The sequence below is a fragment of the Mycobacterium sp. 050134 genome (assembly GCF_036409085.1).
Lineage (GTDB): Bacteria > Actinomycetota > Actinomycetes > Mycobacteriales > Mycobacteriaceae > Mycobacterium.
In genome coordinates, this window is the sequence record NZ_JAZGLV010000001.1 from 199,323 (window position 1) to 225,813 (window position 26,491).

Consider the following 26,491-nt stretch of genomic DNA (forward strand, 5'->3'; position numbering starts at 1 on the left):
GCGATCAGCTGCGCCTCAGCGTAACCGGTCCTTGACCACCTTCCCGGTGGCGTTGAGCGGCAGGGCCTCGAGGAACTTCACCGACCGCGGCACCTTGAACCCGGCCATGCGTTCGCGACACCAGGCGATCAATTCCTCCGCGCCGACAGCGTCTTTCGCGACGACGAAGGCCTTGCCGACGCCAAGCTCCGCGAATGCACCTGCTGCGCAACGTATCCGCCCGACGAGCTCGGTGAAGATGCGGCGCAGCGGACCGTCGACGACGGCCTCCGCATCACCGAAGCGATCCGCCGCACTCAAGACCATCTCGGGGATGATCTGCCATGGGGCTGTCACACGGTGACGAGCCGGCCAAGGTTTCCACCCATGATCTTCGCCTGGTCGTCGACCGGGAGGTGCGACAGCGCGTTGACGTAGTAGGTCGGCTCCGCGAACCCCTCCGGGTGCGGCCAGTCCGAGCCGTACAGCACCTGGTCCACGCCGACGAGACTGATCAGATCGTCGATGCCATCCTCGAAGAACGGGCTCACGTAGATGCGGTTGTTGACGGTCTCTACGGGATCGCCCGGGAAGGCTTCCGGGGCCTTCCGGTAGACCTCGGCCAGGCCGTCCAGCAGCGGCGTCATCCACTTCGATCCGGCCTTGATGATCGCAACCTTCAGTTGCGGGTGGCGGTAGAGCGCGCCGTGAATCACCCACGATCCCACGGCATCCTGGAGCGGCCGCCATTCGTTGAGGATGCCCATGGCATTGGTCTGGAACGGCAGCATCTCCTGGGCGGCACCGTCCCACTCCGAGGTGTACCGGGAGTAGCCGCTGTCGCTCGAGTGCATGCCGACCAGCAGGTCGTACTCGACAACCCGTTCCCAGAACGGGTCGAATTCGGGCAGCGCGAACGACCGGGAACCGCGGAAACCGGGAACCGGCGCCGGGCGGATCAGAATGCACCGCGCGCCACGCTCGACCACCCATTCCAGCTCCTCGATCGCCTTTTCGATGATCGGCAGCGTGACGACCGGGGTGTGAAGATGCGGTTCTGGTAGTTGAAACCCCAGACCTCGTCGAGCCACTGGTCAGCGCGTGGATCAGGACGTGGATGGCGACCGGGTCGTCACGCAACCGCTCCTCAATGAGACCGGCCAGCTCGCGCTTGCTCTTGCCCTCCGGGTTGCCGTACTTGAAGTACTCCTCCCAGGCGCCCGGCCTCACGACGACCTCAAAGGTCGGGTTGGGGATGTAGTTGCCGATCACGCCGCGCAGGACAATTTTGGTGCGCTCGTTGGTCTGGACGCAGTCCTTGTACTCCCTGGGCAGGAACTTGGTCAGCGCCTCCGACGGCTCGTAGAGGTGGTTATCCGCGTCGAAGAGCGGGATCGGGACGTCTTCCCGGCGCGACAACTGCCCATGAGATCCTCCTTCGCAGCTTCTGTCTTCGGGACGTGGGCCGCAACGTGCTCCTTGCCCCGGACGCTCGGCCGAGCGCGGTCAGTAGCTGGCGATGATCTTGAAGGTGGCGCTGGCCGGTTCCGCGGGTTTGTCGCTCTTGTGGCCGTTGGCGGTCCCGGTGATGGTGAACTTGTCTCCGCTCAGGCTCATGCTGGCGTTACCGCCGTCATGCCGCGAGTACATGCCGGTGAAGCCGCCCAGGTTCTGGAACCTTTCGGGCTGATTCGACGATGTTATTCTCCGGCAAAGAGAATGCAATATCGCCGCTTTCGGCCGAGGAGCGATGCTCACATGGTGGACCTGGAGTTCGAGGACGGACTCGCGGTGCTGACGATCGACCGCCCCCACGCGCGCAACGCCATCGCGCTCGACACCATGGGTCAGCTGGAAGAGGCGATCGAGGCGGCGGCCGGCGCCCGGGCATTGGTGATCACGGGCGCCGGTGACCGCGCTTTCGTCTCGGGCGGCGACCTCAAGGAACTGAGCGCGCTGCGCACCGAAGAGGACGCCGCCGCCATGGCGAAGCGGATGCGCTCGGTCTGTGACCAGTTGGCCGGATTCCCCGCGCCGGTGATCGCCGCACTGAACGGCCACGCGTACGGTGGCGGCGCCGAGGTCGCTGTCGCCGCCGACATCAGGGTCGCCGCCGACGACGTGAAGATCGCCTTCAATCAGGTTCAGTTGGAGATCATGCCCGCCTGGGGCGGGGCCGAACGCCTCGCCGCGCTCGTCGGGAAGAGTCGGGCATTGCTGTTGGCGGGTACCGGGACCGCGGTGGACGCCACCGAGGCGGAACGGATCGGGTTGGTGGACAAGGTTTTTCCGCGCGCCTCGTTCGACGAGGGCTGGCGATCGATCGCAACGCTGCTGGCGCGGCGGCCGGTGGCCGAGATCAAACGGGTAATCAGCGGCGTTTCACCGAATCAGGCGATAGCATCCTTTGCACGGCTTTGGGTTGCCGACGCCCACTGGCAGGCCGCAGAGCGGGTCATGAACCGCACCACCAGTCCGCGCCCGGCAGCTGGAGGCGCGACATGATCGTCATCGCGAAGAAGCTGGTGGCCGCGGACGCGGCAGCGCTCCTGTCCCTTCCCGGCCTGGCATCAGGTCGTGTACATCGCCTCGGCCTGAAACCCGGCTTACGTCGATATCTTCTGTCAAGATCAGGACCCGGCGGTTTTGTGCGACTAAAGCCACAATCCCATCAATTCACCCCGCGGGTGCACGCGAACGTCGCCCCCGACAAGCCACGGGTGCAGCCGGTGAGCCTGCTGAATCCCGACCACTGGGCGATGGTCACCGTCACCGCTGGGCGGGAGCAGGGGACACCCGGCATTCAGTGCAATCTGTCCGTGGACGGCAAGGTCGTGGTTTCCAAGGTGGAGCCCAAAGGCGCGCTCTGTTCTTTGCGCAGCTGGTGAACCACCCAGGCCGGCGGCATGTCGGTGCCGGGCCGGGGCTCGCCCTCCAGGTGACGGAGATAGGTTTCGACTAGCTCCATCGTTTCGGCGTGGCCGCCGGACATCCCGATGGCCTGCTCGAGCACCAGCATCCGCGACAGGCTGGTCATCAGCACCGTCCACACCACCGGCGGCACGTCGTTCTCGTCGCGTCCGATGACCGAGCCGTAGCGCTCCAGCGCCGCCGTCACCGCTTCGTGCTGTTGCTCGCGAAATCGCTCGGCGTAATAAGCGATCTCGGCGCACATCTTTTTCCGATGATTGGCCAGCGCCATGAACTCCATTGAAATCCGGGTGAATCCGGGGTCCGTGCCAAAGCGCCACAGCGCCCACAACGGCTGGGGCGACTGCAGCGCTCGCGCCTGCACCCGCAGGCCTTCCTCGGCGCGGCGGCGAAAGACCTCGAGAAGCAGCTCGTCCATGGTGCGGAAGTAGTAATGCACCAGCTGCGGCTTTAAGCCCGCCTTGTTGGCGAGGCGGCGCGAGGTCACGGCGGCGTAGCCCTCGTCGAGCATCAAGCGTTCGGCCGCGTCGAGCAACAGCCCGCGATTCTTTGCGTCCGGCGCTCCGATTCTTCGGGCCGTAGAAGCAGAAGTCATTCCAGTTGCTCCGTATCTCGACGTCCTCCCCCGACTATCCAGTGTGGCCCATCAGAGTTGTTAGCCAGGGACTCTCACACAAGCGTTGTCACCTTGCCCCGACAAGAGGGCCGCGCTAAGCAATCGCTCAGCAATTCGACATCGACTCGGACGACCTCCTTTGTCCCCGCCACCGCGAGAATGTCATTCTCGCGGTGGAAGCAGCAATCTTAGAACGGTTGAAGGAACCTGGAAACGCGCCCGACTATCGGGCGCCCGGCGGCTGTTCGGCCTCTCACGCGGCCGGCCGGCATCTTCTCCCGTGTGCCGACGCGCACGGGTCGGCCCACCGGGCTCGTTTCGGTGTTGACTGTAGGTCGCGCGAATCGAACGCGGCACCGGACTGCAAAGGAGAAGGCAAGTGGATCCCGAGACCTACCGACGCGGACTCGAAGTACGTTCTGCGGTGCTGGGCGAGCAGCACGTCAGGAAGGCGATGGCCGCGGCCGACGACTTCAGCAAGCCGTTGCAGGACCTGGTCACCGAGTTCTGCTGGGGCGCGATATGGGGGCGCGAGGAGCTGCCGCGGAAGACGCGCAGCATGCTCAACCTGGCCATGATCGCGGTCCTCAACCGGCCCAATGAGTTGCGCACTCATCTCAGGGGCGCGCTGACCAACGGGGTGAGCCGGGAGGAGATCCGCGAGATCTTTCTTCAAGTCGCCGTCTACGCCGGCATGCCGGCCGCCGTCGACAGCTTCCGGACCGCCGGCGAAGTCTTCGCCGAAGTGGAGGACGCCGCCGGGTGACCAAGCCGAGCGCCTCCCCACCCCGCGACACATAAATCACGCACACGACACGCCGGGCGGCATCGCACTGGTTTATGCCTCGCCGCCAGGGCCCCACAAGCCAGGTGCAGGCCGACCAGCGGCCCCTACTCGTGAGAACGGTTTTCTCTCTAAATCAAGAACGATGCTTACCGGAACCCATTGATCGGCGAGCGATCTCGCTGGTCCGGTCGGCGTGGATGTCGTCGTCGAGGTCGCGCGCGTCTAGCACCGCGTGGAGCAACTGCTCCTTGGACTCGAAGTGGTGGAGCAAGCCGGCGGGGGTGACCCAGCCTCGCCGGCGATCTGCGCCAACGTGGTGTTGCGCCATCCGTTGCGGGCGAGGAGCCGTTGTGCGACCTCAAGGATCCGCTGTTTGCGGTCCTCGCCTTTCGCGAGCAGCGTGTCATATGGCCGCGTGTCCGGCACCCGGACTTCCTCGTCTCGACGAGACACCAACTTAGTGAACACACAGTGGTTGGTTGACCCCGATGCGCCAAGGGTCTCAGTCGAAACGCCTCGTGGCCGCTTCGCTTCAGCTCACGAGCTCGACAACGGTGGCGTTCGCCGTGCCCCCGCCTTCGCACATGGTCTGCAACCCGTACCGGATTCCGTGGTCGCGCATGTGGTGCGCCATCCGGGTCATCAGCACCGCGCCGGACGCACCGAGCGGGTGCCCGAGCGCGATGGCACCGCCCAGCGGGTTGACGCGGCGCGGGTCCGCCCCGGTTTCCGCCATCCACGCGAGCGGCACGGGCGCGAAGGCTTCGTTGACCTCGAAGACCCCGATCTCCGAGAGGGGAACGCCGGCCTTCTTCAGCACCTTTTCGGTCGCGGGAATGGGGCCGGTCAGCATGAGGACCGGGTCGGCCCCGGTGACCGCGCCCGCACGATACCGGACGATCGGCGTCAGCCCGAGGTTCATGGCCATCTCCGCCGTGGTCACCAGCAGCGCGGCCGCGCCGTCGGAGATCTGGGAGGAGTTGCCGGCGTGGATCATCCCGTCGTCGACGAACGCCGGCTTGAGCGCGGCGAGCTTTTCGACGCTGGTGCCGCGCCGCACGCCCTCGTCGGCGGTCACGATGGACCCGTCGTCGGTGAAGACCGGGACGATCTGGTCGGTGAAGGCATTGGCGTCCTGGGCGGCGGCGGCCAGCTCGTGAGACCGGACCGAGTACTCGTCCAGCCGTCCCCGCGAGAACCCCCACTTCTTGCCGATCAGCTCCGCCGACAGACCCTGGTTGAACGAGAAATCGTCATACCTGGCAAGCACTTTGGGACCATAGGGCATACCGGTTGCACGCGCCGCCCCGAGGGGTACCCGGCTCATCACCTCGACGCCGCCGGCTACCACGAGATCTTGCTGCCCCGACATCACCGACTGCGCGGCGAAATCGAGTGCCTGCAGGCTGGAGCCGCACGCCCGGTTGACCGTGGTGCCCGGGATGCTGTCCGGCCAGCCGGCGGCCAGGACCGCGTATCGGCCGATGTTGCTGGACTGGTCGCCGACCTGCGAAACGCACCCCCAGATGACGTCGTCGACGAGGTCGGGGTCGAGCCCGGTGCGTTCCAGCAGCTCGTTGAGGACGACCGCGGAGAGGTCGGCGGCGTGCATCGCCGCAAGGCCGCCATTGCGTTTTCCGACCGCCGTACGCACCGCCTCGACGATGACCGTCTCACGCATGCATCTACTCCGATTCCTCCGGCGCGCAGTGAGTGCACGCCGGACGAGTAGCAACTTACCGCTAGTAACTCCTCGGCAATTTCGGGACGTGGGATCCCAGGAAATTGAGGATCATCTCCTGGCTGACCGGCGCGATCTTCATCAGCCGCACCTCCCGGAAGTTGCGTGCGACGTGGTACTCCTCCGCGTAACTCATGCCGCCGTGCGTCTGCAACGCCCGGTCGGCGGCGGTGAAGCCCGCATCCGCACACAGGTATTTGGCTGTATTGGCCTCGCGGCCACAGGGTCTCCCGTTGTCGTACAACCAGATGGCCTTGCGCAGCAAGAGTTCCGCGGCGTCCAGGCGGGCCAGCGAGTCCGCGAGCGGGAACTGGATGCCCTGGTTCATGCCGATCGGCCGGCCGAACACCTCGCGGTCGACGGCGTACTTGATCGCCTTGTCCAGCGCCACCCTCCCGATGCCCAGCGCCTGGGCGGCGATCAACATGCGCTCCGGGTTCAGGCCGTCCAGGATGGAGTGAAAACCCTTGCCCTCCTCGCCGACTCGGCCCTCGACCGCACCTCCAGGTGATTCCGAGGCCGTGCCCGCCGTACTGCGCGGGAATCGTCATACCCAACCAGCCGCCGCCGGCGATGGCGTCGTAGAACTCGGCCGGAAACTCGTGCGCCTGGTCTCTTTCCATCCAGTAATGGTCGTCAAATTTCCGGGCCAGCTCCGCCACCGACCTGCGGATCAGTTGCTGATCGTCCGTCAGCTCGAAATTCATCCCAGCGCTGGGCAACGAGGCGCCTCCCTATCAAGCGCGAGCAGACGCAAAAGCCCCCGACACGCCGACGAATTGGGGACTTTTGCGACTGCTCGCCGAACATCGCTGGCGATGCCTCAGTCCTTGTTGCCGGTGAGTTCGTTCCCGTTGACCGCGAAGTCCGCGAACGACGACCCCGACCTGGTGTCCTTGTGATGGCTGAGCGCCCGGATCGACACGTCGTGCCCCTCGGCCGCCTTGCGCAGGGCGCCGACCGTCGCCTGCTCCGGCGTGATGTGGGTGAACGGGTTGAAGGAATACCAACGCATTGCGTTCGCGTACGTCATCTTCTTGATGTCGTCATCGGGCACGTTGTTGACCGACAGTACGTCCCAGAGCTCTTCCGGCGCGCCCGGCCACATGGAGACGCCGTGCTTGGCTCCCACACAGCTTCCGAACGCCGCGCAAGCCCGGATCAGTGATCGAAAACTATCTTCTCGCGAAGTGAGAATCAACATCCAGGCAGCCCACCATGGGCGCCGCAGGGGCACCGCGGATGCTCGGGCGGGTCGACACTCCGATGGCCCGGGAACCGCGTCGGATTCGCGCAAATCCGTTGGTTGCAAATGAGAATATTATTCTCATCAAGCGAGAGCGCGGAGCGAAGGGCAGGCCCGGATGCGTGTGCGGCCGCGACCTGACGTGCGAGCCGGGAAAAACGCTGCGCGCCAGGGGTTTCGCGCCGCGGCTCGGCGAGTTGTGAGGCCTCGTCGGTCACTTGCGTCACGAGCCGGCAGTCGGTCGATTTTTGCCCGCCTCATAGCGACAGGCCGCCAGCGACCGGGCTTGCGGGGCACGGGGCCCGGTGCGGGCGCTGTCCGTGAGTTGTCGCTACAAGGCGGGCACATCGCCACACGTCCCGCCCTGTGGGGCAACAGAGTCCACGTAGACTCGTCTCGCCACCGAGAGGACATGCGCGATGACTCACCCCGACGCACCGCAGAATCAATTCGGCGTCGCCTCTCTGATCCTCGCCCTCGTCGCACTCATGACGTGCTGGTTGTTGCTCGGAGTGCCGCTCGGCGTTGCGGCCGTGGTGACCGGGGACATCGCCCGCAGGCGGGTACAGCGCGGCGAGGCGAATAACCCTCGAATCGCCATGGCGGGCATGGTATTGGGCGGTGTCGCGATCCTCGCGGGGACCACCGCCATCGGTATCTACTCTTGGCTGGACTCGCGCTGATTCCACGAGCAGATTTGCTGAACTAATTCCGGGGCAGGCCGAGCACGCGCTCGGCGATGATATTGCGTTGGATCTCCGATGCGCCGCCGGCGATGGTCGCCGCAAAGGTGCGCGCATACCGGTCAAACCAGCTGCGATAGTGGCTGTCGAGGTTGAAAGGCGCGGAGGGGGCGGTGACGGCGCGGCGCACGAGCCCCTCGGCCCCCTCCGCATCCAGCGCATCCTCCGACGCGCGCTGCAAGGCCTCCGATCCGAGCACGGCCCCGCGCCCGCGGGGAGCCGGCGGAAATCGGCTTCCGCCCACGGCGCAATTCACTCTGAGAATTTGGCTTCCATACACGTGTCAAGAGAATAGTGTTCTCATGAGAAGAAAGTTACAATCTCCGGCACAGCGTCCGTGAGGGGGTCGAGCGCAGCGATGTCACGGCGTTCTCCGGTACAGTCCAATCATGTTCTCCCCGCGCGGCAATCAATCGAGCCGGCCGTGACAAACCCCAGCGAAGAACCGGCCTGGAAGCAGCGCGCCGTCGAGCGGTCCATCAAGACCGCGAAATTACGTGCGGCGCAGCGCGTTCAGCGCTTTCTCGACGCCGCGCAGGCCATCATTATCGAAAAGGGCAGCACGGACTTTACCGTACAAGAGGTCGTGGACCGCTCCCGTCAGTCGTTGCGCAGCTTCTACCTGCAGTTCGACGGAAAGCACGAGTTACTGCTCGCGCTCTTTGAGGACGCGCTGAGCCGATCGGCCGACCAGATCCGCGCCGCGACGGAAGGCCACGAGGACCCGCTGGAGCGGCTGAAGGTGGCCGTCGAGCTGCTCTACGAGGCTTCCCGACCGGATCCCACCGCCAAGCGGCCGCTGTTCACCGACTTCGCGCCGAGGTTGCTGGTCACGCACCCCGTCGAGGTCAAGGTCGCCCACGCGCCGCTATTGGCGTTGCTGACCGAGCTCATGGAGGCGGCCGGCGAGGCGGGCGTCCTGCGGGCCGGCATCAACGCGAAGCGGGTCGCCGCGATGACCATGCAGACGGTCATGTTCATCGCCCAGTCCAGTGGCGGCTCCGACGACGCCACCATCCATCCCATCACCGCGGACGAGGTGTGGGACTTCTGCTCACGCGGATTCGTCGGCTAGTACGCCCCTTTCGCGACCCCATCCCGCCGGATCGATTCCGGCCGTCGCATCGATAATGACATTCTCTTGCTCCGAGAAGAAGCTCATAACAGAAGCGCATTCGCCGTTAACACTGCCGGTCGGTGGTGACACAGTTCGAAAGCGGCGTTGTGCGCCCGAGGACATGCGTTTCCCGTCAGGTTCGCGCGACCGAGGTCGAGGGAATCGAGGGTGGCCATGACAGGACGCAACGCAGCGAAGGTCGCATTCGTCCCCGGGGCGGCGCGGGGTCAGGGCCGCAGTCACGTGGTGTGGCTCGCCCAGGAGGGTGCCGACATCATCGCCATCGACGTGTGCCGGCCGATAGTGCAGAACACCCGCCGACCTCGTCAAGGGCCAGGACCGCAGGATTTTCACCGTCTCGACGTGCACGACTACGACGCGTTGAAAGCCGCGGTGGATTGTGGGGTGGAGCAGCTGAGCCGGCTCGACATCATCGTGGCCAACGCCGGGATCGGCAACGGCGGGGACACCCTGGACAGGCGCAGCGAACACGACTGGCAGGCAATGCTCGACGTGAATCCGTCGGGCGTGTGGAAAACGGTGAAAGCCGTTGTGCTCCATAGTCGTTTCGGCGGCCGAGCGGGTCGATCGCGCTGACCAGCTCGGCCGGCGGGCTGAAGGCCTACCCCCACTGTGGCAACCACGTGGCGGCCAAACATCGCGATGATCATGAACGAGGGAACGTGGAAATTGTTCCGCCCGGATCTGGAGAGTCCGGGCCCGGCGGACATGGCGCCGATCTGTCCGATGTTCCACACGCTGCCCATTCCCTGGATGGAGGCCGAGGACGTCAGTAACACGGTGTTGTTCCTGGCCTCCGACGAGTCCCGATATGTCACCGGTGTGACCCTCCCGGTCGATGCGGGCAGCTGCCTGAAATAGGGTCCGTCTCATGGACGGATTCGAAGGCCGCGGCGCGGTGGTCACCGGCGGCGCGAGTGGCATCGGCTTGGCGACGGCGAGCGAGTTCGCCCGCCGCGGGGCCAGGGTCGTGTTGGCCGACGTCGACAGGCCGTCGCTGGAGCGGGCGGTGGCACATTTGGGCGCCCAGGGTTTCGATGCGCACGGCGTCATGTGCGACGTCCGCCACCTTGCGGAGATGCGCCACCTCGCGGACGAGGCGTTCCGCCTTCTCGGCAGCGTCGACGTCGTGTTCAGCAATGCCGGCATAGTCGTCGCCGGTCCGCTCGCGCAGATGACCCACGACGACTGGAAGTGGGTGATCGACATCGATCTGTGGGGCTCCATACACGCCGTGGAGGCGTTCGTGCCGAGGTTGCTCGCCCAGGGTACGGGCGGCCACATCGCCTTCACCGCATCCTTCGCCGGGCTGGTGCCCAACGCCGGCCTCGGGGCGTACGGCGTGGCCAAGTATGGCGTCGTCGGTCTGGCCGAAACACTTGCCCGTGAAGTGAAATCGGACGGGATCGGGGTGTCCGTGCTGTGCCCGATGGTCGTCGAGACGAAGCTGGTGTCCAACTCGGAACGCATCCGCGGCGCGGATTACGGGCTGGCGTCATCGCCCGAGGGCGCCCCGGAAGATTTACCGACGCAAGACGAGGGTGTACGAGTCGAGGACGTGGCCCGGCTGACGGCCGATGCCATTCTGGCCAACCGCCTCTACGTCTTGCCGCACGAAGCTGCGCGGGCCTCGGTACGGCGCAGGTTCGAGCGGATTGACCGCACGTTCGACGAACAAGCCGCCGATGGGTGGACTCACTAGCCGGCGTCGTCCGGTTGGCCCGACGGCCCCAGTCGGTACTCACCAGTGTGCAGGTCGTGATACCAGCCGCCGGCGACGTGCGTCCCGTCGTCGACATGCATGGTCTGACCGGTCAGGTAGGCCGACATGTCCGACGCCAGAAAGACCGCGGCACCGGCGATCTCATCGACATGGCCTGGACCGCACGACATTGCCGATCCGTGCGGTCGCCGCGTCGACGCCGAGCTGCGCGAGTCCCTCGGTGAGCGCCACCAACTGTCGCGCGACCCGCCGCGGGCGCTTGTGCACAGTGGCCAGCATGCCCGCGTTCCAGTGCGGAAATTCGCGCACCCGATCATCGACGCTCACCGTCGAGTCCGAAAACAGCTCGCGCACTTGCTCGTAGCCGGTAATGAGCCAGGCCGTGCTGCCGTCCCAGATCCGGACCCGCGACAACGGCGCCGCCGCGGCCAGCGCCATGACGTCCGGCGGCGGGACGAATGGGCCGCTCGCCAACCGCGGCATCGGACAGTCCGGCATCTCCGGGTCGCTGGCCGAAATCCCAGTGCTAGTGATTGCTTCGGGAATTTCATTCCTCGACGTGGATTGCCAGGGCGGAGCAGGCGGCCGCCGCTCGGCGTGCGCCATCGGCCTGCTCGGGGACGGACTCGGATTGAGCAAATATCTTATTTTACAGTAACTTTCATCCACCAGGCCTCACTGGTACGGCGTGACGGGTGCCAGCCACAAGCCCACAATCGCGTCGATCAGGCCGAACGCCGCGGCACGCCAGGAACGGTGGGATGGGGACGCACCCGCGGCAAGCGCACGCTCACGGTCGGCGCAGGTGTGCATCAGCAGATTGCGGGCCATGATGTTGCGTTCGAAGTGCACCTCGACCGGCAGGTCGGGCAGGCAGCGGTTGATGCCCTCGACGACCTGAACCAGCGACGGCGAGCTGAGGGCGCCCTTGACGATGATGTTGTAGTACACCGGGTCGGTCATGGCCTGGGCCGCAAATCGCGCAAACCACGTGGGATTGCCCAGCTCGTCCAGATGCTCGGTCAGCGGGCACACGAGACAGGCCACCCACTCTCGCAATTCGGCGAAACGATCGTTCTCGGTGCCCGCGGCGGACAGGTCTGCGACCATCCGCACGCGGAGCCGCTCAACTAAGCGGCGGTGCTTCTCCTCGATGGCGCGCACCAGGTCCGCCTTGGTGCCGAAGTGATAGCCCACGGCGGCGTTGTTGCCTTGTCCGGCCGCCTCGCTCACCTGCCGGTTGGACACCGCGAATATGCCGTGTTCCGCGTAGAGCCGCTCGGCGGCCACCAGGATCGCCTCCTGGGTCGAGCTGGCCCGATCCGTGCGAACGGCCCTGCGGGCGGTGGTCACCCGGCCAGTCAACCGCGCACCCCTGATTAAGTCAATCGATTGATTTAGTCCATGCGGACGTCGTCGGGTGCCGTGCGACGGCCGATGCGTGACAAAGGTCCCTCGCCACCCGCACCGACGATCGGTAACGATGGGTGTGACCTGGCGGCATCAACCCGGTGTCCGGGTGATGAACTACCGGTAGGGGAAAGCATGTTGTCAGCCGGTCGGGTGTCGGCAATCGAGGAAACCGCCTGGTTCCGGACCAAAATGGCACCGAATTTGCTGGTTGATGGCGACCTGCGCATCCGCGCGGTCAACCACGCCTACGAACAGGTGACGGCGCACCCGCGCGATGCCCTTGTCGGCCGAATGCTCTTCGATACCTTCCCGGACAATCCCTCAGACCCCCACGCGGACGGTGTCGCCAACGTGTCGGCCTCGATCGAATTGGTGTTCCGGCGCGGAGCCCGGCACTGGATAGGGGTGCAGCGTTACGACATTCCCGATCGGCAGGCCTCGGGCGAGTTCGTCTATCGGGTCTGGACGCCGGTGAACTCCCCCATCCACGACGAGGGCAAAACCGTCGCCGTGCTGCACCACGTGCAGGACGTCACGCGCGTGGTTCCGCCCCCGCCCGCAACCGCGTCCGTCAAGTTGGCCCAGCTGAGGAACGCCGCGGAGACGCTCGGCCGCCAGTTCCCCGAGCTGCCCGGGGAGGCCGTGCTGAACGTGCTGACGCATTCGTGCAGCGTTGCCGAGGAGAGGTCCGGGGCGTCGGACTTCGAGCAGGCGACGGCGCTGGCGCGCCTGCGGTTGGAAAGCCGGGCGGGTCATCCCGCGGACGAGGCCTGAGCGAGCCCGGTCGGTCAACCCTGCGCCTCGGCCCGGTGACGGACGACAACTCCTCGCCCACGTCGGTTTGCACGTCGGCCATGACGACCCGCGCCCCTTCGGCCAGGAACCGCTCGACGGTTGCCCGGCCGATGCCCGACGCACCGCCGGTGACGATGGCCACCCTGCCCGCAAGATCGTTGACCACACCACGAGTTATCGGCGCGTTCGTGGTTAGGCCAAGCAGTTGATTTAAGCCGGGACCGGCTCGAGCTCCCGGTTTCGCCGGGTGGGCCGCCGGCACACGGGCACCGGGCTCTTATCCGGCGCGGCCAGCAAATGCGATATTGCCCGCGCTCTCGCTTTCCGGAAGGTGGTGGCCATATGCTCGGGACACTGGACCCGCTGGCGTTAGCAGCGAGCAGCAGGCGGGAGGGCTCAACCGTGAGAATCCTGGTCATCGGAGGCAGCGGGCTGATCGGCTCCCAGGTCGTCGCCAATCTGGCGGAACTCGGGCACGACGCCGTTTCCGCCTCGCCGCGCTCGGGGGTCGACACCGTCACGGGCGAGGGACTCGCCGAAGCGGTGGCGGGCGCCGCCACGGTGGTGGACGTCTCCAACTCGCCGTCGTTCGACGACGAACCCGTCATGCATTTCTTCACCACCTCGACAGAGAACCTGCTCGCGGCCGAACGCGCCGCCGGCGTCCGCCACCACGTCGCGCTGTCGATCGTGGGCGCCGACCGCGCCCAGGACAGCGGGTACATGCGGGCGAAAGTCTCCCAGGAGAAGCTCATCAAGGAATCGGGTGCCCCGTACTCCATCGTGCGCGCGACGCAGTTCTTCGAATTCGTCGACGCCATCGCCGATTCGGCGACGGACGGAGACACGGTGCGGTTGCCCCACGGGGCCTTCCAGCCCATAGCCGCCCGGGACGTCGCCGCGGCCGTCACTCAGGTGACGATCGGTGAGCCGCTCAACGGGATCGTGAACATCGCGGGCCCCGACAAGTCTGGGATGGACGACTTTATTCGGAACCGCCTCACTGCATCCGGCGACCCGCGCCACGTGGTGACCGATCCGACCGCAGCCTATTTCGGTGCGGTGATCGACGAGCGAAGCATCGTGCCGGTGGAAGGCGAGGACGCGACCATCTATTCCACCCGCTTCAGCGCTTGGGCAGCCGAGAAGGCGTCCGGCACGGTCCAGTGAGAACGGGTCCCCGATTCCGGACGACACCCCAGCCAAGTTGAAGAGCGCATCGACGCCGCCCCCGATTGCCACGGAGTCTATCGACCCCAGACCCTCGGACCGGTCGACAGCGCACCCTTCTACGCGGTGCCGGTCCGCATCGGTGCGAGGGGCACCAAGGGCGGACCGCGCACCGACCACGACGGCCGCGTCTTGCACGTCAGCGGCCAGCCGATAGCGGGGGCCTGTTTGCCGCCGGCAACGCGATGGACGGGGTGACCGGGCGTGCCTACGGCGGCGCCGGCGGAACCCTGGGCCCCGCGATGGTTTTCGGGTACCGTGCCGGCCACGCCGCGGCCACCGGGAAGTCCGTCGACCTGAAGCAGCGGGGGCGTGCTCGCCGGCAACGCCGAACGTGGGCCTTAAGTAGTAGAAAGATTCGATGGAATTCTTCCGGTCAGGGCCCACGCTCGCGGTGGTGACCACAGCGCCAAACCGGCTATGCCAGCGGCAGTTCCACGCATACGTGGGTGCCCACCGGCGTGTCGAGGAAGATGAACGCTCCCCCGGCCGCCTCGACCCGGGCCCGATGTGAGGCCAACCCGATGTGCCCCTCGCCCAGGCGCCGGGCCACGGTCTCGTCACCGAACCCCACGCCGTCGTCCGTCACGTCCAGCACGCAGACGGCGTCGGTGATCGCGAGCGTGATCGACGCATGGCGGGCTTGTGAGTGTTGCGCGATGTTGGACAGCAACTCACGCACCACCCCGAACATGATGGGGTCGGCCTGGCTGCGAACCGGGTAGTCGACGTTGGTGGTGATGTCGATGCCCGTGCGCTGCGCGGTGTAAGAGGCGAGCTGCTGCACCGCTGCGCCCAGGCCAACTTGTTCGAGGACGGCCGGATGCAGCTCAAAGGTGGCCTGCCGGAGCCGGTCGGACGCAGCCTGCAGGCCGGCGAGCGCACGCCCGATGCGCTCATCGCCGGGCAGGGCCGCCTCGAGCTCGATCAGCTCCTGGCGCACCACCAGGATGTCCTGCAGCGGTCCGTCGTGGATGGATTCCGATATCCGCCGTTGCAGCACGTCCGACGCCGTCATCGTTTGTGCTAGCAGCTCCTCGCGCAGCGCGCTGAGACCGGCCACCGAGCGCGCGTGCCGCTCCTCGATGCGAACGGTCACGAAGGCGGTGCCACACAGGAAGGCGTACAACACAAACCAGAAAATGGACTCGGGCAGGCCGATCGCTTGCACAGTTACCGGGTCGCTGAGCACCGCGATGACGAATCCTGCCATTGAGCAGGCGAGCACCACGGCGGCCCGCCGCGACGAGACGTCGAGGCCCAGCAAGATCGGCAACAGCGTCATGATCAGCAGCGGATAAATGCCGTTGGTGGACAGCAACTGCAGGGCCGTCAAGGTGACGACGTCGATCACAGTGAACGCGAACGGGCCCAGGCGGCCGATGGCACCGAGGGCTCCCGGCGCGACCCACCGGCGGGAAGGAAGGAACGCCAGCGCCAGAGCCGTCAGCGCCACGACAGCGTAGAGGACGATCAAGACGCTTTGCTGGCCCCACTCGTCCGGTTGGGTGCCGATCACCATGGCGGCAACCATCAGACCAACCACACCGATCCGGACTATCGCCGCGATGCGGTACGAGCGCTGCTGGTGAAGCGCGCGCACCCGATCCAGTTCCGCGTCACCGGCAATGGCCACGCGAACACAGTACTCATCCACGTCGACTTCCCTGTGGTGGCGTTTAAAGGTGCGCATCGGGTATCCCGCTAACGCCGATCGCTTTGCGGGCTACACTGTCCGCCATGCCCGGCGCGTCGACGCCCCAGAGAGTGCGTGTGGTTGTTGGCGATGATCACCCATTGTTTCGTGAGGGCGTGGTGCGGGCCCTTTCGTCGAGCGGCTCGGTGGACGTCGTCGGAGAGGCGGACGACGGGTCCTCGGCGCTGGAGTTGATCAAGGTCCACCTGCCCGACGTCGCATTGCTGGACTACAGAATGCCCCGAATGGACGGCGCGCAGGTCGCGGCGGCGGTGCGCAGTCAGGAGCTGCCGACGCGCGTGCTGTTGCTTTCCGCTCATGACGAGCCGGCGATCGTGTACCAGGCTTTGGAGCAGGGCGCCGCCGGCTTCCTGTTGAAGGACTCCACCCGCGCCGACATCGTCAAGGCCGTGCTCGATTGCGCCGAAGGCCGCGACGTCGTCGCACCCGGGCTCGCCGCCGGCCTCGCCGCGGAGATCCGCCACCGCGCGGAGTCGACGAAAACCGTGCTCAGCGCTCGGGAGCGGGAAGTGCTCAATCGCATTGCACGCGGCCAGAGCATTCCGGTGATCGCGGGTGAGCTCTATGTGGCCCCGTCGACGGTCAAAACGCATGTGCAGCGCCTCTACGAAAAGCTCGGCGTCAGCGATCGAGCGGCGGCCGTCGCCGAGGCCATGCGGCTGGGAATTCTCAACTAGCGGCCGTCCAGGGGTTCGGCTTGGGCACCGGCCCCTTCCCGTCGGCCGACATCTCCTTAGCAAGGGACTCCGCCTCCGCCACCAGTCGGCGGGCGCGGCGCTCCACCCCGTAAAGCTGCGTGTCCGCGACGCCGAAGGCGGTCAACCGCCACCGCGCGGCCACCAACGGTTCCACTGCGCACGGGTGATTCGTGTCATAGGTGACCGCGTCGACCAGAGTGGGCCCATCGCCGGCGCTCGCTCGTTCTATCGCGTAACGAACCGAGTCTCGCACCGCCGCAACCTCTTTGCCGTCGACCGACAACACCGGCATGCCCTCACAGGCCCGCATGTGGTCGACACGGCGCACACCGGACACGTCCCGGACGTTCTCCACGACAAAAACCACCGGAAGGCGCCACGACACGGCGACCTCTGCGGCCGCCGTGAATTCGGCCGAACTGGCTTCGCGATTCCCGATGACACACACCGTGACCCTGCCCTCAGCGGACCGCGACTGCGAGTGGGCTTGGCCGAGCGCGATCAGGATCGACCGTCCCAAAGCGCCTGCGGGAGAGATTGACTGCTTCCAGTCTGCGACGAACCCGTTTGCCGCCGGGCGGCCGGCCGCGACGGGGCTCGTGGCGATCAGCTCCGCGATAGTCGGCGCCAACGGGAGCCCGAGCGCAACCCGTTGTGCATGGTGGCAATGGGCGATGTCGCTGGCGATGATGTCACCCAGCCGAAGTGCCGCGCTGGTTCCCACCGCCACGGCTTCTTGACCGAAAGCGGGCTGCACGGAAACGTTGAGCAGGCCGTCGATGCGCGCCTCCTCTATCGCCATGTCGAGAAGGCGCAGCACCCACATCCGGCGGTACAGCTCGAGTTGGTCGTGCACGATCGCCGAGGGCGTCTGGGTCATAGCCGGGTCTCCTAACGTGGTGCGATCAAGGGGAGTTGACCGCCGGTTAAACACACAGACCACGTTAGGAAGATGAGGCCGCGCACACCTCCACCGATCGGCTCGCGTATGGGATGAACGCCCGTTCCCCCAATTAGGGGACAAAAAGCGGTTCAGCCGGTGTTGTGGCGCGGGGGTGAGATCAGGAGTTCGGCGGCGGCGTAGGGGTCCTGATGGGACGCGATCGCGGCTTCGGGCACGGGTTCTCCGCTCTGGGATGGGCGAGAATATCACTCGCTCAAAAGGAGAGCATTCGTCGCAACGGAGGCCGTCCTAGCCCCGCCCGGTCAGCGCGGCCCGTATCACGCGCTCGGGCAGCTCCCGCCACGGCCGTGGCTCCTCGGGCGGCCGCGATGGGGCACGCAGCCGCAGATGCCACCATCCGATGTCTCGCCACGCTCCCTGTTTGAAACCCACACCCGGGAAGAAGCCCACGCTGGTGAAGCCGGCGGCTTCGTGCAGGCCGACGCTGGCGGGGTTCGGCAGCACGATCGCGGCATACGCGTTGACGTAGCCCTGCGCCGCCAGGAGCTCGAACAGCGCGGCGTAGAGGCGGCGTCCATACCCCCTGCGGTGAACCGACCGGTCCAGGTAGAGCGACACGTCCGCGGACCAGCGGTAGGCGTCGCGGGCGCCGTGCGGACCGGCATAGGCATACCCCGCCACGCGGCCGCCGTCCGAGGCGACCAGCCATGGCAATCGCACCAGCGTGCCGGCCAGCCTTGACCTCATCTCGGCGGCGTCGGGCGGCTCCGTCTCGAATGAAACCGCCGTGTCGCGCACGTAGGGCAGATAGATGCCGGCGACCGCCTCGGCGTCTTCCGGTGTCGCCATCCGAATCTCCACGATCACAGAAGGTAGTCGGCGCGCGGGGCTGGACCTCAGCCTGCAGAATCACAGGAATCACGGGAGGCGGGGAGGTGGGATGGCCGAGGGCACGATCGTGGTCCCGGGCGGGGACGTCTGGTTTGAGCGGGTCGGCGCGGGGCCCGGTACGCCGCTGCTGGTGGTTCACGGCGGGCCGGGTTTACCGCACGGCTACCTGCGGTCGCTGGAGCGCCTGTCCGATGACCGCGAGGTGATCTTCTGGGACCAACTCGGCTGCGGCAACTCGAAGTGCCCACCGAACCCGGGTCTCTGGACGATGGAGCGCTCGGTTGCGGAGATGGCCGCCGTCGTAAGGGGTTTGGGTCTGAGCCGCTTTCATCTGTTCGGTAATTCGTGGGGCGGGATGCTGGCTCAGCAGTACGTGCTGGACGGGACCTCCCGTCCCGCCAGCCTAATCATCTCCAACAGCATTGCGTCCATCCCCGAGTTCTCGAAGATGGTGGCGCGCCTGAAGTCCGAGCTGGACCCGCGGACCCAGTCCGCGATCGAGCGCCACGAGGCGGCCGGCACGACGCACGCGCCCGAATACCAGGCGGCGATCCGCACCTGGAATGAAACCTATCTCTGTCGAGTCCGCCCGTGGCCCCGGGACCTGGAGGACGCGTTCCGGAACGTGGGCGCCGAGATTTTCGAGACGATGTTCGGGCCCAGCGACTTTCACATCGTCGGCACGATCCGCGACTGGGACGTCTTCGGCCGGCTGCCCGAAATCGGGGTGCCGACCCTGGTACTCGCCGGCCGGTACGACGAATGCGTGCCGGAACACATGCAGGAGATGCACCGCCGCATCGCGGGGTCGCGATTCGAGCTGTTCGAGTCGAGCGCACACATGCCGTTCATCGAGGAACCGGAGCGATTCGACCGGGTGATGCGGGAATTTCTGCGGCGGCATGACTGAGCACGCCCGAACACCCGGCCGTCGTCAGTGGGGCCGCCCGACTGGATCCGTCAAGGGCTCGAGGAGCCGATGCGGCTCAGCGAGCAACCTGCTGACACGGTCGTCGCGCTGGACGGCGGATTGCAGGGGCCGGGGATGCACTTCCAGGTCCTTGGGTCCGAGCAATTCGTCACACCGGTCACAGCGTCCCGAGGCGTTGAGGTGACCGCCGCAGTCGGTGTGCACCATCGGCCGGCGCAGACCCTTGTCGAGGTAGTAGTCGTTACCCCAGACCATCAGCGACCACACGGTTGGCCACAGTCGCTCACCTTTCTTGGTGAGCAAATACTCTTCCCGGCCGCTGGGCGCCGGCACGGATGTCATGATCCCCTCGTCGATCAGAAGTTTCAGCCTCTCCGTCAGGACCGCCGGTGGGATGCCCAGATGTGTACGGAAGTCGCTGAAGCGCCTGACTCCGTAGAACGCGTCGCGAATGATCAGTAGCGTCCATCGTTCGCCGATCACCTCCAACGACCGCGCGATCGGGCACACGTTTTCTTCGTAGGTTCGGCGCAAAGCCATGCCGCCAGCCTACCCGGCGAAATTCACTCACCGAATCATCCCGCGCCGGGACCGCACGCCCGGTCAGAGGTGAGGGGAACCGTCGGGACGCCACCTGGGGCTATTGCTTTGCCTTCGGAGCGCTGCCGCCGGCCACCCATTGCGCGGGGCGCTTCGAGTCACTATGATTAGTTCGTTCACTGAACCATACGGAAGAGGGAGAATGGAAGATGGCCAGCCTTAAAATCCTGGATGTCATTGGCAAATAACCACTTTTAGCTAGCGACCAACATGCTCGGCCCGCTCCGTGGCCGCCGTTGAATATTCGAACACTGAACCATAAGTTGGCGACATTCGACTGAATGAAGAGGTCACAATGCACCCGTTTCGGGCCCTCCGCGAGAAGGGAGATAACACTCCCGAACAGGTCGCGTACCTACTAGCCGAAGACGTCGAGTTCCGCACACCGGTGCTGATTGCGCCCGTGATGGGACGAAGCGTGGTGAGCCGGATACTTGCAACGTCATCACGCGTCCGCAGCGGCAAATACATCCGCGAGGAGAAACTCGACGAACGCACCACCTTCCTGCACTGGATAGGCGTCGTCGGGGGACACGAGTTGGAGGCCTTGGAGCTGCTGGAGGATGACGAGAACGGGCTGATCGCCGCAAGGACCGTCGCATACCGGCCGTTTCCCGCGCTCGCCGTGTTCCGCTCAGCGATGTACGCCAGCCTGAAAGATCTCGTAGCGCCACACTACTGGAGCTATACGCCCGACGATCCGATGAGCATGCCGTCATGACTTGGTTTGACCTGCGCCAGGCCTTGGTCTCGTCGGGTCGATTGCGAAGACTGAGGAGGGCCCGGCGATGAAAGCCATTCAATATTCGGAGTTCGGCGGACCCGAGGTCTTGCGGTACGTCGACGTCGCGGAGCCGGTTCCCGACGCCGGCGAAGTGCTCATCGCGACAGAGGCGATCGGCGTCAACTTTCCCGACATCCGGGAGCGGTTGGGCACCTATAACCGTTCGGAGACGCGTGTCGGCGGGGTGACTTTGCCGCATATCGGCGGTATCGCCGTCGCGGGCAGAGTCGTCGCAGTCGGCCCGGGCGGAGACACGGCGCTGATGGGGTTGCCGGTGGTCGCATTGACGAAAAGCGGTGGTTACGCCCAACTTGCGGTCGCTGCCGAAGAATTGTGCGCCGTAGTCGACGACGACGCAGACCTCGCTGCGCTGGCCGGCTTTGCCGGCCAAGCCGTGACCGCTCATCTTTTGTTGCGGGAGCTGACGTCCGTGCGCGCGGGCGAGTCGGTCTTGGTGCACGCGGCGGCCGGGGGCGTTGGCAGCATGGCAGTTCAGATCGCCAAGTCACTTGGCGCCCGGCCGGTCATCGGTACGGCCGGCAGCATCGAGCGCCAACAGTACGTACGGGAAATCGGCGCCGACGCCGCGGTGCCCTACGACGAGCCGGGATGGACCGACAGGGTGCTCGAGATGACTGGTGGCCGCGGCGTGGACGTCATCATCGAGTCGATCGGCGGCGACGTATTCGAGCAGAACTTCGCCGTCCTCGCACCCTTTGGCCGCTACCTCTTGTTGGGCTCGGTCCGCGGGCCGGGAAAACCGTTCGAACCGCGTCGGCTGATGGCGAAGTCGCAAGCTTTGATCGGCCTTTACCTACCGGGATTCTTCGACCGACCCGACGCCATCGTCCGCGCCCTGCGATTTCTTGCCGCCGGGTTGCGCGACGGCGCGATTAAGGCGACACCTGCGGCCGTGCTGCCGCTGTCTCGGGCCGCCGAGGCGCATCGGCAATTGGAGCACCGCGAGGTGCGCGGTGTTGTGGTCCTCGAGCCGAAACCCGTCGGCGAACCGAAGAAAACAAATGCTTCATGAAAGCGTCTCCCCAAAACCCCGACGCGCACGCGCCCCGATTCTGAAAGCGGTGAAACGTCATGTCCACGTTCACGGGTCACATCACCGAACATCAGATGACACGCATCGACGTACCCACCGACATCGCCTTCGACAGATTTCGCGCCGCGTTCGAGCAGGCGGTACCGGCGTTCGACGAGGACGCTATTCGCGCGCTCACCGAGAATGGTGGGACGTGGGCCGACATCGAACAGGCGGTGGCCGCCAGGGCGCCCTACGAGTTGCTCGTCTACGCGAGGATCGACGCCACTGAACTCCTCGGCGTGGCCGGGCACCGCACCTGCGCTGTGGAATACCTGGTGGGCAACCACGTAATCGCCGAAACCATGTATCGCCACGACCCGAAGGCACTGCTGTATGCACCGCTGCGTATCCTTATTCACAGCGACACCGATGGCACCGCAATTCTGTCGATCGACCAACCGAGCACCGCATTCGCCAGCCTGGGCATTCCGGAGGTCACCGCCGTCGGCATTGCACTGGACCACAAAATCGCGACCGTTCTCGAGGCCATCGGGGTAGACACCGCGGAGGTCTTCCGATCCCGAAGGCAGCGGTCCGACAGCTGACACACCGCCCTCGCGCCGGCCACGGTCTGCTACTCACGAAGTCTGCTGGTTCTGCCCCGCATTGAGCTTGATGGTGATAGAGCGGAAGTCGTCGGTGGTGAAGGACTGGTGTTCGGCCAACAGCGCGTAGTCTAGGCTGGCGAGCACGGCGCGTTTCAGGTGAATGGTGCTTTCGACCGCCTGCTGGGGCAGCTCCAGGATCTTCTCGGCGCATGCGATGGCCAAGGGAATCGTTCTCGTTGAGAGTCGACCCGGTGCGCCCGAGCGCGAGCAGGAGTACAACGCGTGGTACGACGAAGTGCATCTGGGTGAGCTGGTGGCCCTCGACGGATTCGTGTCGGCGCGCCGTCTGCGCCCGGTCAGCGGTGACGGCCCCTATGTCGCCATCTACGAAGTGGAGGGCGACGACCTGCAGACCATTCTGGACAACATGCTCGCCAACGCCGGCCGGCCGCGCATGTCGGACGCACTGCAGTTGGATCCACCCCCGACCATGCGGCTGCTCGAGGTGACGACCGAATCCGGCAAGGACTAGTTTCTGCCTATCTGCCTTTCACCGAGATCGCCGCGGTGGTCGTGATTCTCGGCAAAACACGACCGTTGCGGCAAGCTCCGCGAGGAGCGCCAAGGGCTACGCGACGTAAGCCATACCGATCCGCTCGAGGTGTTCCACGGCCGCCGCGAAGTCGGCGCCGATGGGCGGCAAGAGAATGACGTGGTCCGCCCCCGCCGCGATGTGTGCGTTCACCCGGTCGGTGACCGCGTCGGAGCCGCCTTGCGCCACAATGTCTTTCACGAGACCATCGCTCACCTCGGCGATCTCGCGGTCCGAGTAGCCTAGCGCCCGTATCCGCTGCGCGTACGACGGCACGCCCAGCCTGTTCGCGACCGCCTCGCGCGCTGCACCGGCCTCCGCGATCACCGACAGCGCGACAACCAGAAGCTTGTCGGGGCCGAGCGCCCGCCGGGCCTCTTTGGTCAACTCAACGGGCAGCATGGCCGGCATGGCGCCGTCGGCGAACTTCGCCGCCAGGTCAAGCATTTTCGGGCCGTTGGCGGCGACCACCCGCGGGAAGGCGGCGTCGGGCGCCGGCGGCCAGGTGGGCTCGCCCATCGCTTCCAAGTAGTCGCGCATCGTGGCCAGCGGGCTGCCGAACTCCCGCCCGACGCTCGCCGCTTGCGGTGGGTACCCCACGCCCAGGCCGAGCACGAACCTACCCGGATGCGCCTCCGCCAGTTGGGCCGCCGCGGCGTGCATGGTTTGAGCCGGCCGGGCCCAAACGTTGGCGATGCACGTTCCGAACACTGTTCGGTCGGTCCGGGCTAGGAGCAGGGCGAGGTGCACCAGGGCGTCCTTGCCGATGACCTCGTTGGTCCACACGGCGTTGTACCCGGCCCGCGCCAGTCGGCCAGCCGCCACGCCTTGTGATTCGAAGGGCGTTGGGCTGGTCAAGGAGACCGGCAGGCAGGCCCCCACCGGTCCCAAGTCCCGGCGCGCCGCGTCGACGATCCGGTCGGCCACGGCGCTCACTCGCCGAAGTAGTGGCCGGCATCGAGATCCTCGATGAGCCCGGGCCATTCGGGTTGCCAGTCCAGCGTTTTGCGGGTCAGGTCGCTCGACGTCGGGTTGTCCAGGGCCGCGAACAGCGCGAGGAACCCGAAGTGGCCGGCCTGTTCGGCGGGGATGCTGGCCGTCGGCAGATTCAGGTGGCGGCCGATGACGGCGGCGATGTCGCGGAATGGCACGCCCTCGTCGGCGATGCCGTGCAAACGCGTTCCGCCGACGGCCTTTTCGAGTGCCAGGCGGTACAGGCGAGCCGCGTCGCGGGTGTGCACGCCGGGCCACCGGTTGGCGCCGTCCCCGAGGTAGGCCGACACGCCCGTGGCGCGGGCAGTGGCGATCAGGTGGTGGGTGAAGCCGTGGTGGTCCAGGTCGCTATGCACCAACGGTGCCAGCCGGACGACCGACGAGCGCACGCCTCGTTCGGCCATCGCGATCACGGCGTTCTCGGAGTCGATGCGCGGTCCCCCGGGCATCGTGTCGTGTTCGGTTGCGACGCCGCCGCCGTGCCCGAAGAGCGCGAGCGACAGCGTCCCCGATGTGCTGACGAACGGTCGATCGGAGCCTATGAGGGCGTCGCCCATGGCCTCGACGGCGCGCAGATCAGTTTCGGCGGCACCCAGGAAGTCGTCGAAGTCGTGCCGGAACGCGAGGTGGATGACACCGTCGGCCGCCGCCGCGGCCGAGCGCAGCCCGGCGGGATCGTCGAGCTCACCCCGATATGCCGCCACGCCCTTCGCCGTGAGGGCGGCGGCGCCCTCATCGGAGCGCGCCAGGCCGGTGACCCGGTGTCCGGCGTCGAGCAGTTCGTCGACGACGGCGGAACCGATATGCCCCGTCGCGCCGGTTACAAAAACATGCATTGGTGGCTCCCTTCGCGGTTGGTCGCCGTCCAGTCAATGACCGCCCGGGATCAGGTGTCCAAGTCCTCTTTCAGATGAGGCCATGCAGAATCCGTATCGTGGCAGATGGGAAGGCCGGGACGGGTGCCTGGCCGATGGTGGCGCGTTATCATCGGCGCATGACCGAGCACCTCGAAGTGGACCTCGACCTGCGCCTGGTCGGGTACTTCGTCGCCGTCGCCGAGCACCAGCATTTCGGTCGGGCGGCAACCGCGCTGCGCGTCGCGCAGCCGTCGTTGAGTCGCCAGATTCGCCGGGTGGAGCAGCAGCTCGGTGTGCGATTGTTCGACCGGACCCCGCAGGGCACGCGGCTGACGGAGGCGGGCAAGGTGTTCCTGCCCCGGGCGAAGGCGCTGCTGCGCTCGGCCGCGCAGGCGGCGGCGCAGGCGCGGGCCGCCGCCGAGCCCAGCCGCATCACGATCGGGTACACCACGGGCATGATCGTCACGCCGGCGGTGCGCGAGATGCGCCGCGAGCACCCGGACGCTGAAGTCGTTGTGTCGCATCTGGATTGGGGCCAGGCGCTGGACGCGTTGCTCGGTCATCGGGTGGACGCCGTGGTGACCAGGCTTCCGTTTCCCACCGATGGGCTGCACGTCACGGTCCTGTACGACGAACCGCGGGCGCTGGCCGTGCCCATCGACCACCGGCTGGCGGGCCGGGATGAGGTGACCCTCGACGACATCGCCGACGAGCCGATGCCGCGCGTGCGCAACTCCGATCCGGCGTGGAGCGCCTACTGGCGAATCGATCCCCGACCCGACGGGCGCCGCGCGCCGGAAGGACCCTACATCGATGCGCTCGAGGACAAGTTCGAACTCATCGCCTCGGGACAGGCCGTCGCCATCGTGCCCGAATTTCGGGGCACCATCCGTCCCGACATCACCACGGTTCGGTTGAAGGGCGTTGAGCCCTCCCACGTCGTGCTGGCAACCCGCGCCGGGGACCGCACCCGCCTGGTGACGGCCTTCCGCAAACTCGCCGAGGCGCATCTCACGGGTGCCTGCCGGGCCTGATTCCACCAACGTCGACTTGTTGCGCGCATCCACGCCGTGCGGCGGCAACAAGTCCACGCTCGGCGGGTTTCAGCGCTCGCTCAGCCCTGGCGCCCTTCCAGAACCCCAGGTCGAGCGCCACCGACAGCCCCGTGCCGCCCTGGCCCAGCAGGTCCCGGTAGCGACGGTTGGATGCCTCCACCGTCCCGAAGCCGGAGTACTGCCGGAACGTCCACAGCTTTCCCCGATAGCCGGACGCGAAATTTCCCCGGCTGAAGAGGAACTCCCCCGGCGGCGGCGGATCGCCGGCCCGGTCCGCCGGCCCGTACGCGACCCGCAGTGGGATGCCCGACGACGTCTGAGCATTATCCATCGGTGAATAACGTACTTGCAAAAAAGAGAATCCCAATACCGCACGATGACCCGGAAAGATGACGCTGCTCCTCGGGCGCGACCGCGGTGCCCGGCCGCTCCTAGTGTCGTGAGTCGCTAATAGTGCACCAGCATCTTCGGCCGTGCATCCCG

General features: G+C 66.3%; 25 protein-coding genes and 12 pseudogenes. 16 read left to right on the forward strand and 21 right to left on the reverse strand.

Annotated features, from left to right (window positions below):
* Window positions 1-15: 15 nt before the first annotated feature.
* From SKC42_RS00975 to SKC42_RS27645, 3 genes and pseudogenes are all read right to left on the reverse strand, one after another.
* Window positions 16-306 carry an AMP-binding enzyme gene (locus tag SKC42_RS00975; protein ID WP_330962462.1) on the reverse strand — a complete coding sequence of 97 codons (291 nt, stop codon included), beginning with the start codon at window positions 304-306 and terminating at the stop codon, window positions 16-18.
* Between the two features lie 26 nt (window positions 307-332).
* Window positions 333-1,398: pseudogene (locus SKC42_RS00980) on the reverse strand (amidohydrolase family protein).
* Between the two features lie 87 nt (window positions 1,399-1,485).
* The gene (locus SKC42_RS27645; RefSeq protein WP_442931923.1) at window positions 1,486-1,794 is read right to left on the reverse strand and encodes a lipoprotein LpqH; all 309 of its coding nucleotides are present in this window, start codon (window positions 1,792-1,794) and stop codon (window positions 1,486-1,488) included.
* Here SKC42_RS27645 and SKC42_RS00990 point away from each other — a divergent pair.
* Window positions 1,738-2,484: an enoyl-CoA hydratase/isomerase family protein gene (locus SKC42_RS00990; RefSeq protein WP_330962463.1), complete on the forward strand. Its 747-nt coding sequence runs from the start codon at window positions 1,738-1,740 to the stop codon at window positions 2,482-2,484. The genes SKC42_RS27645 and SKC42_RS00990 overlap by 57 nt on opposite strands.
* A 298-nt stretch (window positions 2,485-2,782) precedes the next feature.
* On the opposite strand, the gene SKC42_RS00995 is transcribed toward SKC42_RS00990, so the two are convergent.
* Window positions 2,783-3,505, reverse strand: a complete 723-nt coding sequence (locus tag SKC42_RS00995) for a TetR/AcrR family transcriptional regulator (RefSeq protein ID WP_330962464.1) — start codon at window positions 3,503-3,505, stop codon at window positions 2,783-2,785.
* Window positions 3,506-3,905: 400 nt separating this feature from the next.
* Here SKC42_RS00995 and SKC42_RS01000 point away from each other — a divergent pair, with 400 nt between their 5' ends.
* Entirely contained in the window at window positions 3,906-4,292 is a 387-nt protein-coding gene (locus SKC42_RS01000) for a carboxymuconolactone decarboxylase family protein (RefSeq protein ID WP_330962465.1), read from the forward strand.
* A 193-nt stretch (window positions 4,293-4,485) separates the two neighbouring features.
* On the opposite strand, the pseudogene SKC42_RS01005 reads toward SKC42_RS01000, so the two are convergent.
* The 4 genes and pseudogenes from SKC42_RS01005 to SKC42_RS01020 all read right to left on the reverse strand — a co-directional run.
* A pseudogene (locus SKC42_RS01005) lies at window positions 4,486-4,739 on the reverse strand (TetR/AcrR family transcriptional regulator); the annotation flags it as partial.
* Between the two features lie 106 nt (window positions 4,740-4,845).
* The gene (locus tag SKC42_RS01010; protein ID WP_330962466.1) at window positions 4,846-5,994 is read right to left on the reverse strand and encodes a thiolase family protein; all 1,149 of its coding nucleotides are present in this window, start codon (window positions 5,992-5,994) and stop codon (window positions 4,846-4,848) included.
* Between the two features lie 61 nt (window positions 5,995-6,055).
* Window positions 6,056-6,761, reverse strand: a pseudogene (locus SKC42_RS01015) (acyl-CoA dehydrogenase family protein).
* 116 nt (window positions 6,762-6,877) lie between these two features.
* Window positions 6,878-7,174 (reverse strand): annotated as a pseudogene (locus tag SKC42_RS01020) (amidohydrolase family protein); the annotation flags it as partial.
* Between the two features lie 545 nt (window positions 7,175-7,719).
* Between SKC42_RS01020 and SKC42_RS01025 the strand changes: the two are divergent.
* The gene (locus tag SKC42_RS01025) at window positions 7,720-7,983 is read left to right on the forward strand and encodes a DUF4190 domain-containing protein (protein WP_330962467.1); all 264 of its coding nucleotides are present in this window, start codon (window positions 7,720-7,722) and stop codon (window positions 7,981-7,983) included.
* Window positions 7,984-8,005: 22 nt separating this feature from the next.
* On the opposite strand, the pseudogene SKC42_RS01030 reads toward SKC42_RS01025, so the two are convergent.
* Window positions 8,006-8,239, reverse strand: a pseudogene (locus tag SKC42_RS01030) (acyl-CoA dehydrogenase family protein); the annotation flags it as partial.
* Between the two features lie 228 nt (window positions 8,240-8,467).
* Between SKC42_RS01030 and SKC42_RS01035 the strand changes: the two are divergent.
* The 3 genes and pseudogenes from SKC42_RS01035 to SKC42_RS01045 all read left to right on the forward strand — a co-directional run bounded on the left by SKC42_RS01035 (window position 8,468) and on the right by SKC42_RS01045 (window position 10,883).
* Window positions 8,468-9,118: a TetR/AcrR family transcriptional regulator gene (locus tag SKC42_RS01035; RefSeq protein WP_330962468.1), complete on the forward strand. Its 651-nt coding sequence runs from the start codon at window positions 8,468-8,470 to the stop codon at window positions 9,116-9,118.
* Between the two features lie 216 nt (window positions 9,119-9,334).
* Window positions 9,335-10,042, forward strand: a pseudogene (locus SKC42_RS01040) (SDR family oxidoreductase).
* A 10-nt stretch (window positions 10,043-10,052) separates the two neighbouring features.
* The gene (locus SKC42_RS01045; RefSeq protein ID WP_330962469.1) at window positions 10,053-10,883 is read left to right on the forward strand and encodes an SDR family NAD(P)-dependent oxidoreductase; all 831 of its coding nucleotides are present in this window, start codon (window positions 10,053-10,055) and stop codon (window positions 10,881-10,883) included.
* Here SKC42_RS01045 and SKC42_RS01050 read toward each other — a convergent pair.
* The 3 genes and pseudogenes from SKC42_RS01050 to SKC42_RS01060 form a co-directional block, all read right to left on the reverse strand.
* Window positions 10,880-11,135 (reverse strand): annotated as a pseudogene (locus SKC42_RS01050) (SDR family oxidoreductase); the annotation flags it as partial. The gene SKC42_RS01045 and the pseudogene SKC42_RS01050 sit on opposite strands and share 4 nt — an antisense overlap.
* 12 nt (window positions 11,136-11,147) lie before the next feature.
* Window positions 11,148-11,402, reverse strand: a pseudogene (locus SKC42_RS01055) (cytochrome P450); the annotation flags it as partial.
* A gap of 177 nt (window positions 11,403-11,579) precedes the next feature.
* Complete coding sequence (locus tag SKC42_RS01060; protein ID WP_330962470.1) at window positions 11,580-12,257, reverse strand: TetR/AcrR family transcriptional regulator; 678 nt, start codon at window positions 12,255-12,257, stop codon at window positions 11,580-11,582.
* A 192-nt stretch (window positions 12,258-12,449) separates the two neighbouring features.
* Between SKC42_RS01060 and SKC42_RS01065 the strand changes: the two genes are divergently transcribed.
* Window positions 12,450-13,091 (forward strand): PAS domain-containing protein, encoded by a 642-nt coding sequence (locus SKC42_RS01065; protein WP_330962471.1) that lies wholly within the window; start codon window positions 12,450-12,452, stop codon window positions 13,089-13,091.
* 31 nt (window positions 13,092-13,122) lie between these two features.
* Here SKC42_RS01065 and SKC42_RS01070 read toward each other — a convergent pair.
* Window positions 13,123-13,278: pseudogene (locus SKC42_RS01070) on the reverse strand (SDR family NAD(P)-dependent oxidoreductase); the annotation flags it as partial.
* A gap of 236 nt (window positions 13,279-13,514) precedes the next feature.
* On the opposite strand from SKC42_RS01070, the gene SKC42_RS01075 reads away from it, so the two are divergent.
* Both SKC42_RS01075 and SKC42_RS01080 read left to right on the forward strand, forming a co-directional pair.
* On the forward strand, window positions 13,515-14,282 hold the full coding sequence (locus tag SKC42_RS01075) for an SDR family oxidoreductase (protein WP_330962472.1): 768 nt from the start codon (window positions 13,515-13,517) through the stop codon (window positions 14,280-14,282).
* An 87-nt stretch (window positions 14,283-14,369) separates the two neighbouring features.
* Window positions 14,370-14,644: pseudogene (locus SKC42_RS01080) on the forward strand (FAD-binding protein); the annotation flags it as partial.
* A 116-nt stretch (window positions 14,645-14,760) separates the two neighbouring features.
* Here the strand turns inward: SKC42_RS01080 and SKC42_RS01085 are convergent.
* A complete protein-coding gene (locus SKC42_RS01085; protein WP_330962473.1) occupies window positions 14,761-15,978 on the reverse strand; it encodes a sensor histidine kinase in 1,218 nt (405 codons plus the stop codon).
* A 104-nt stretch (window positions 15,979-16,082) separates the two neighbouring features.
* Here SKC42_RS01085 and SKC42_RS01090 point away from each other — a divergent pair, with 104 nt between their 5' ends.
* The gene (locus tag SKC42_RS01090) at window positions 16,083-16,736 is read left to right on the forward strand and encodes a response regulator transcription factor (protein WP_330962474.1); all 654 of its coding nucleotides are present in this window, start codon (window positions 16,083-16,085) and stop codon (window positions 16,734-16,736) included.
* Here SKC42_RS01090 and SKC42_RS01095 read toward each other — a convergent pair.
* On the reverse strand, window positions 16,729-17,637 hold the full coding sequence (locus SKC42_RS01095; RefSeq protein ID WP_330962475.1) for a thiamine pyrophosphate-dependent enzyme: 909 nt from the start codon (window positions 17,635-17,637) through the stop codon (window positions 16,729-16,731). The two genes, SKC42_RS01090 and SKC42_RS01095, sit on opposite strands and share 8 nt — an antisense overlap.
* Window positions 17,638-17,949: 312 nt before the next feature.
* A complete protein-coding gene (locus tag SKC42_RS01100) occupies window positions 17,950-18,510 on the reverse strand; it encodes an arsinothricin resistance N-acetyltransferase ArsN1 family B (protein ID WP_330962476.1) in 561 nt (186 codons plus the stop codon).
* Between the two features lie 91 nt (window positions 18,511-18,601).
* On the opposite strand from SKC42_RS01100, the gene SKC42_RS01105 reads away from it, so the two are divergent.
* On the forward strand, window positions 18,602-19,462 hold the full coding sequence (locus SKC42_RS01105; protein ID WP_330962477.1) for a proline iminopeptidase-family hydrolase: 861 nt from the start codon (window positions 18,602-18,604) through the stop codon (window positions 19,460-19,462).
* Window positions 19,463-19,486: 24 nt separating this feature from the next.
* Here SKC42_RS01105 and SKC42_RS01110 read toward each other — a convergent pair whose 3' ends face one another.
* Window positions 19,487-20,023: a winged helix-turn-helix transcriptional regulator gene (locus SKC42_RS01110; protein WP_330962478.1), complete on the reverse strand. Its 537-nt coding sequence runs from the start codon at window positions 20,021-20,023 to the stop codon at window positions 19,487-19,489.
* Between the two features lie 355 nt (window positions 20,024-20,378).
* On the opposite strand from SKC42_RS01110, the gene SKC42_RS01115 reads away from it, so the two are divergent.
* The 3 genes from SKC42_RS01115 (at window position 20,379) to SKC42_RS01125 (ending at window position 22,508) form a co-directional block, all read left to right on the forward strand.
* Window positions 20,379-20,804 carry a hypothetical protein gene (locus SKC42_RS01115; RefSeq protein WP_330962479.1) on the forward strand — a complete coding sequence of 142 codons (426 nt, stop codon included), beginning with the start codon at window positions 20,379-20,381 and terminating at the stop codon, window positions 20,802-20,804.
* Between the two features lie 67 nt (window positions 20,805-20,871).
* The gene (locus SKC42_RS01120; protein ID WP_330962480.1) at window positions 20,872-21,900 is read left to right on the forward strand and encodes a quinone oxidoreductase family protein; all 1,029 of its coding nucleotides are present in this window, start codon (window positions 20,872-20,874) and stop codon (window positions 21,898-21,900) included.
* A gap of 59 nt (window positions 21,901-21,959) precedes the next feature.
* Window positions 21,960-22,508 (forward strand): DUF302 domain-containing protein, encoded by a 549-nt coding sequence (locus SKC42_RS01125; RefSeq protein WP_330962481.1) that lies wholly within the window; start codon window positions 21,960-21,962, stop codon window positions 22,506-22,508.
* Window positions 22,509-22,541: 33 nt separating this feature from the next.
* Here the strand turns inward: SKC42_RS01125 and SKC42_RS01130 are convergent.
* A pseudogene (locus SKC42_RS01130) lies at window positions 22,542-22,733 on the reverse strand (enoyl-CoA hydratase/isomerase family protein); the annotation flags it as partial.
* On the opposite strand from SKC42_RS01130, the gene SKC42_RS01135 reads away from it, so the two are divergent.
* A complete protein-coding gene (locus SKC42_RS01135) occupies window positions 22,726-23,043 on the forward strand; it encodes a hypothetical protein (protein WP_330962482.1) in 318 nt (105 codons plus the stop codon). The pseudogene SKC42_RS01130 and the gene SKC42_RS01135 overlap by 8 nt on opposite strands.
* A gap of 96 nt (window positions 23,044-23,139) precedes the next feature.
* On the opposite strand, the gene SKC42_RS01140 is transcribed toward SKC42_RS01135, so the two are convergent.
* Window positions 23,140-24,087: an LLM class flavin-dependent oxidoreductase gene (locus SKC42_RS01140; protein WP_442931926.1), complete on the reverse strand. Its 948-nt coding sequence runs from the start codon at window positions 24,085-24,087 to the stop codon at window positions 23,140-23,142.
* Window positions 24,036-24,932 carry an SDR family oxidoreductase gene (locus SKC42_RS01145; protein ID WP_330962484.1) on the reverse strand — a complete coding sequence of 299 codons (897 nt, stop codon included), beginning with the start codon at window positions 24,930-24,932 and terminating at the stop codon, window positions 24,036-24,038. The genes SKC42_RS01140 and SKC42_RS01145 overlap by 52 nt, the downstream gene beginning before the upstream one ends.
* Window positions 24,933-25,090: 158 nt before the next feature.
* Between SKC42_RS01145 and SKC42_RS01150 the strand changes: the two genes are divergently transcribed.
* Window positions 25,091-25,987 carry a LysR family transcriptional regulator gene (locus SKC42_RS01150; RefSeq protein WP_330962485.1) on the forward strand — a complete coding sequence of 299 codons (897 nt, stop codon included), beginning with the start codon at window positions 25,091-25,093 and terminating at the stop codon, window positions 25,985-25,987.
* A 106-nt stretch (window positions 25,988-26,093) separates the two neighbouring features.
* On the opposite strand, the pseudogene SKC42_RS01155 reads toward SKC42_RS01150, so the two are convergent.
* A pseudogene (locus SKC42_RS01155) lies at window positions 26,094-26,339 on the reverse strand (methylmalonyl-CoA mutase family protein); the annotation flags it as partial.
* Between the last annotated feature and the right edge of the window lie 152 nt (window positions 26,340-26,491).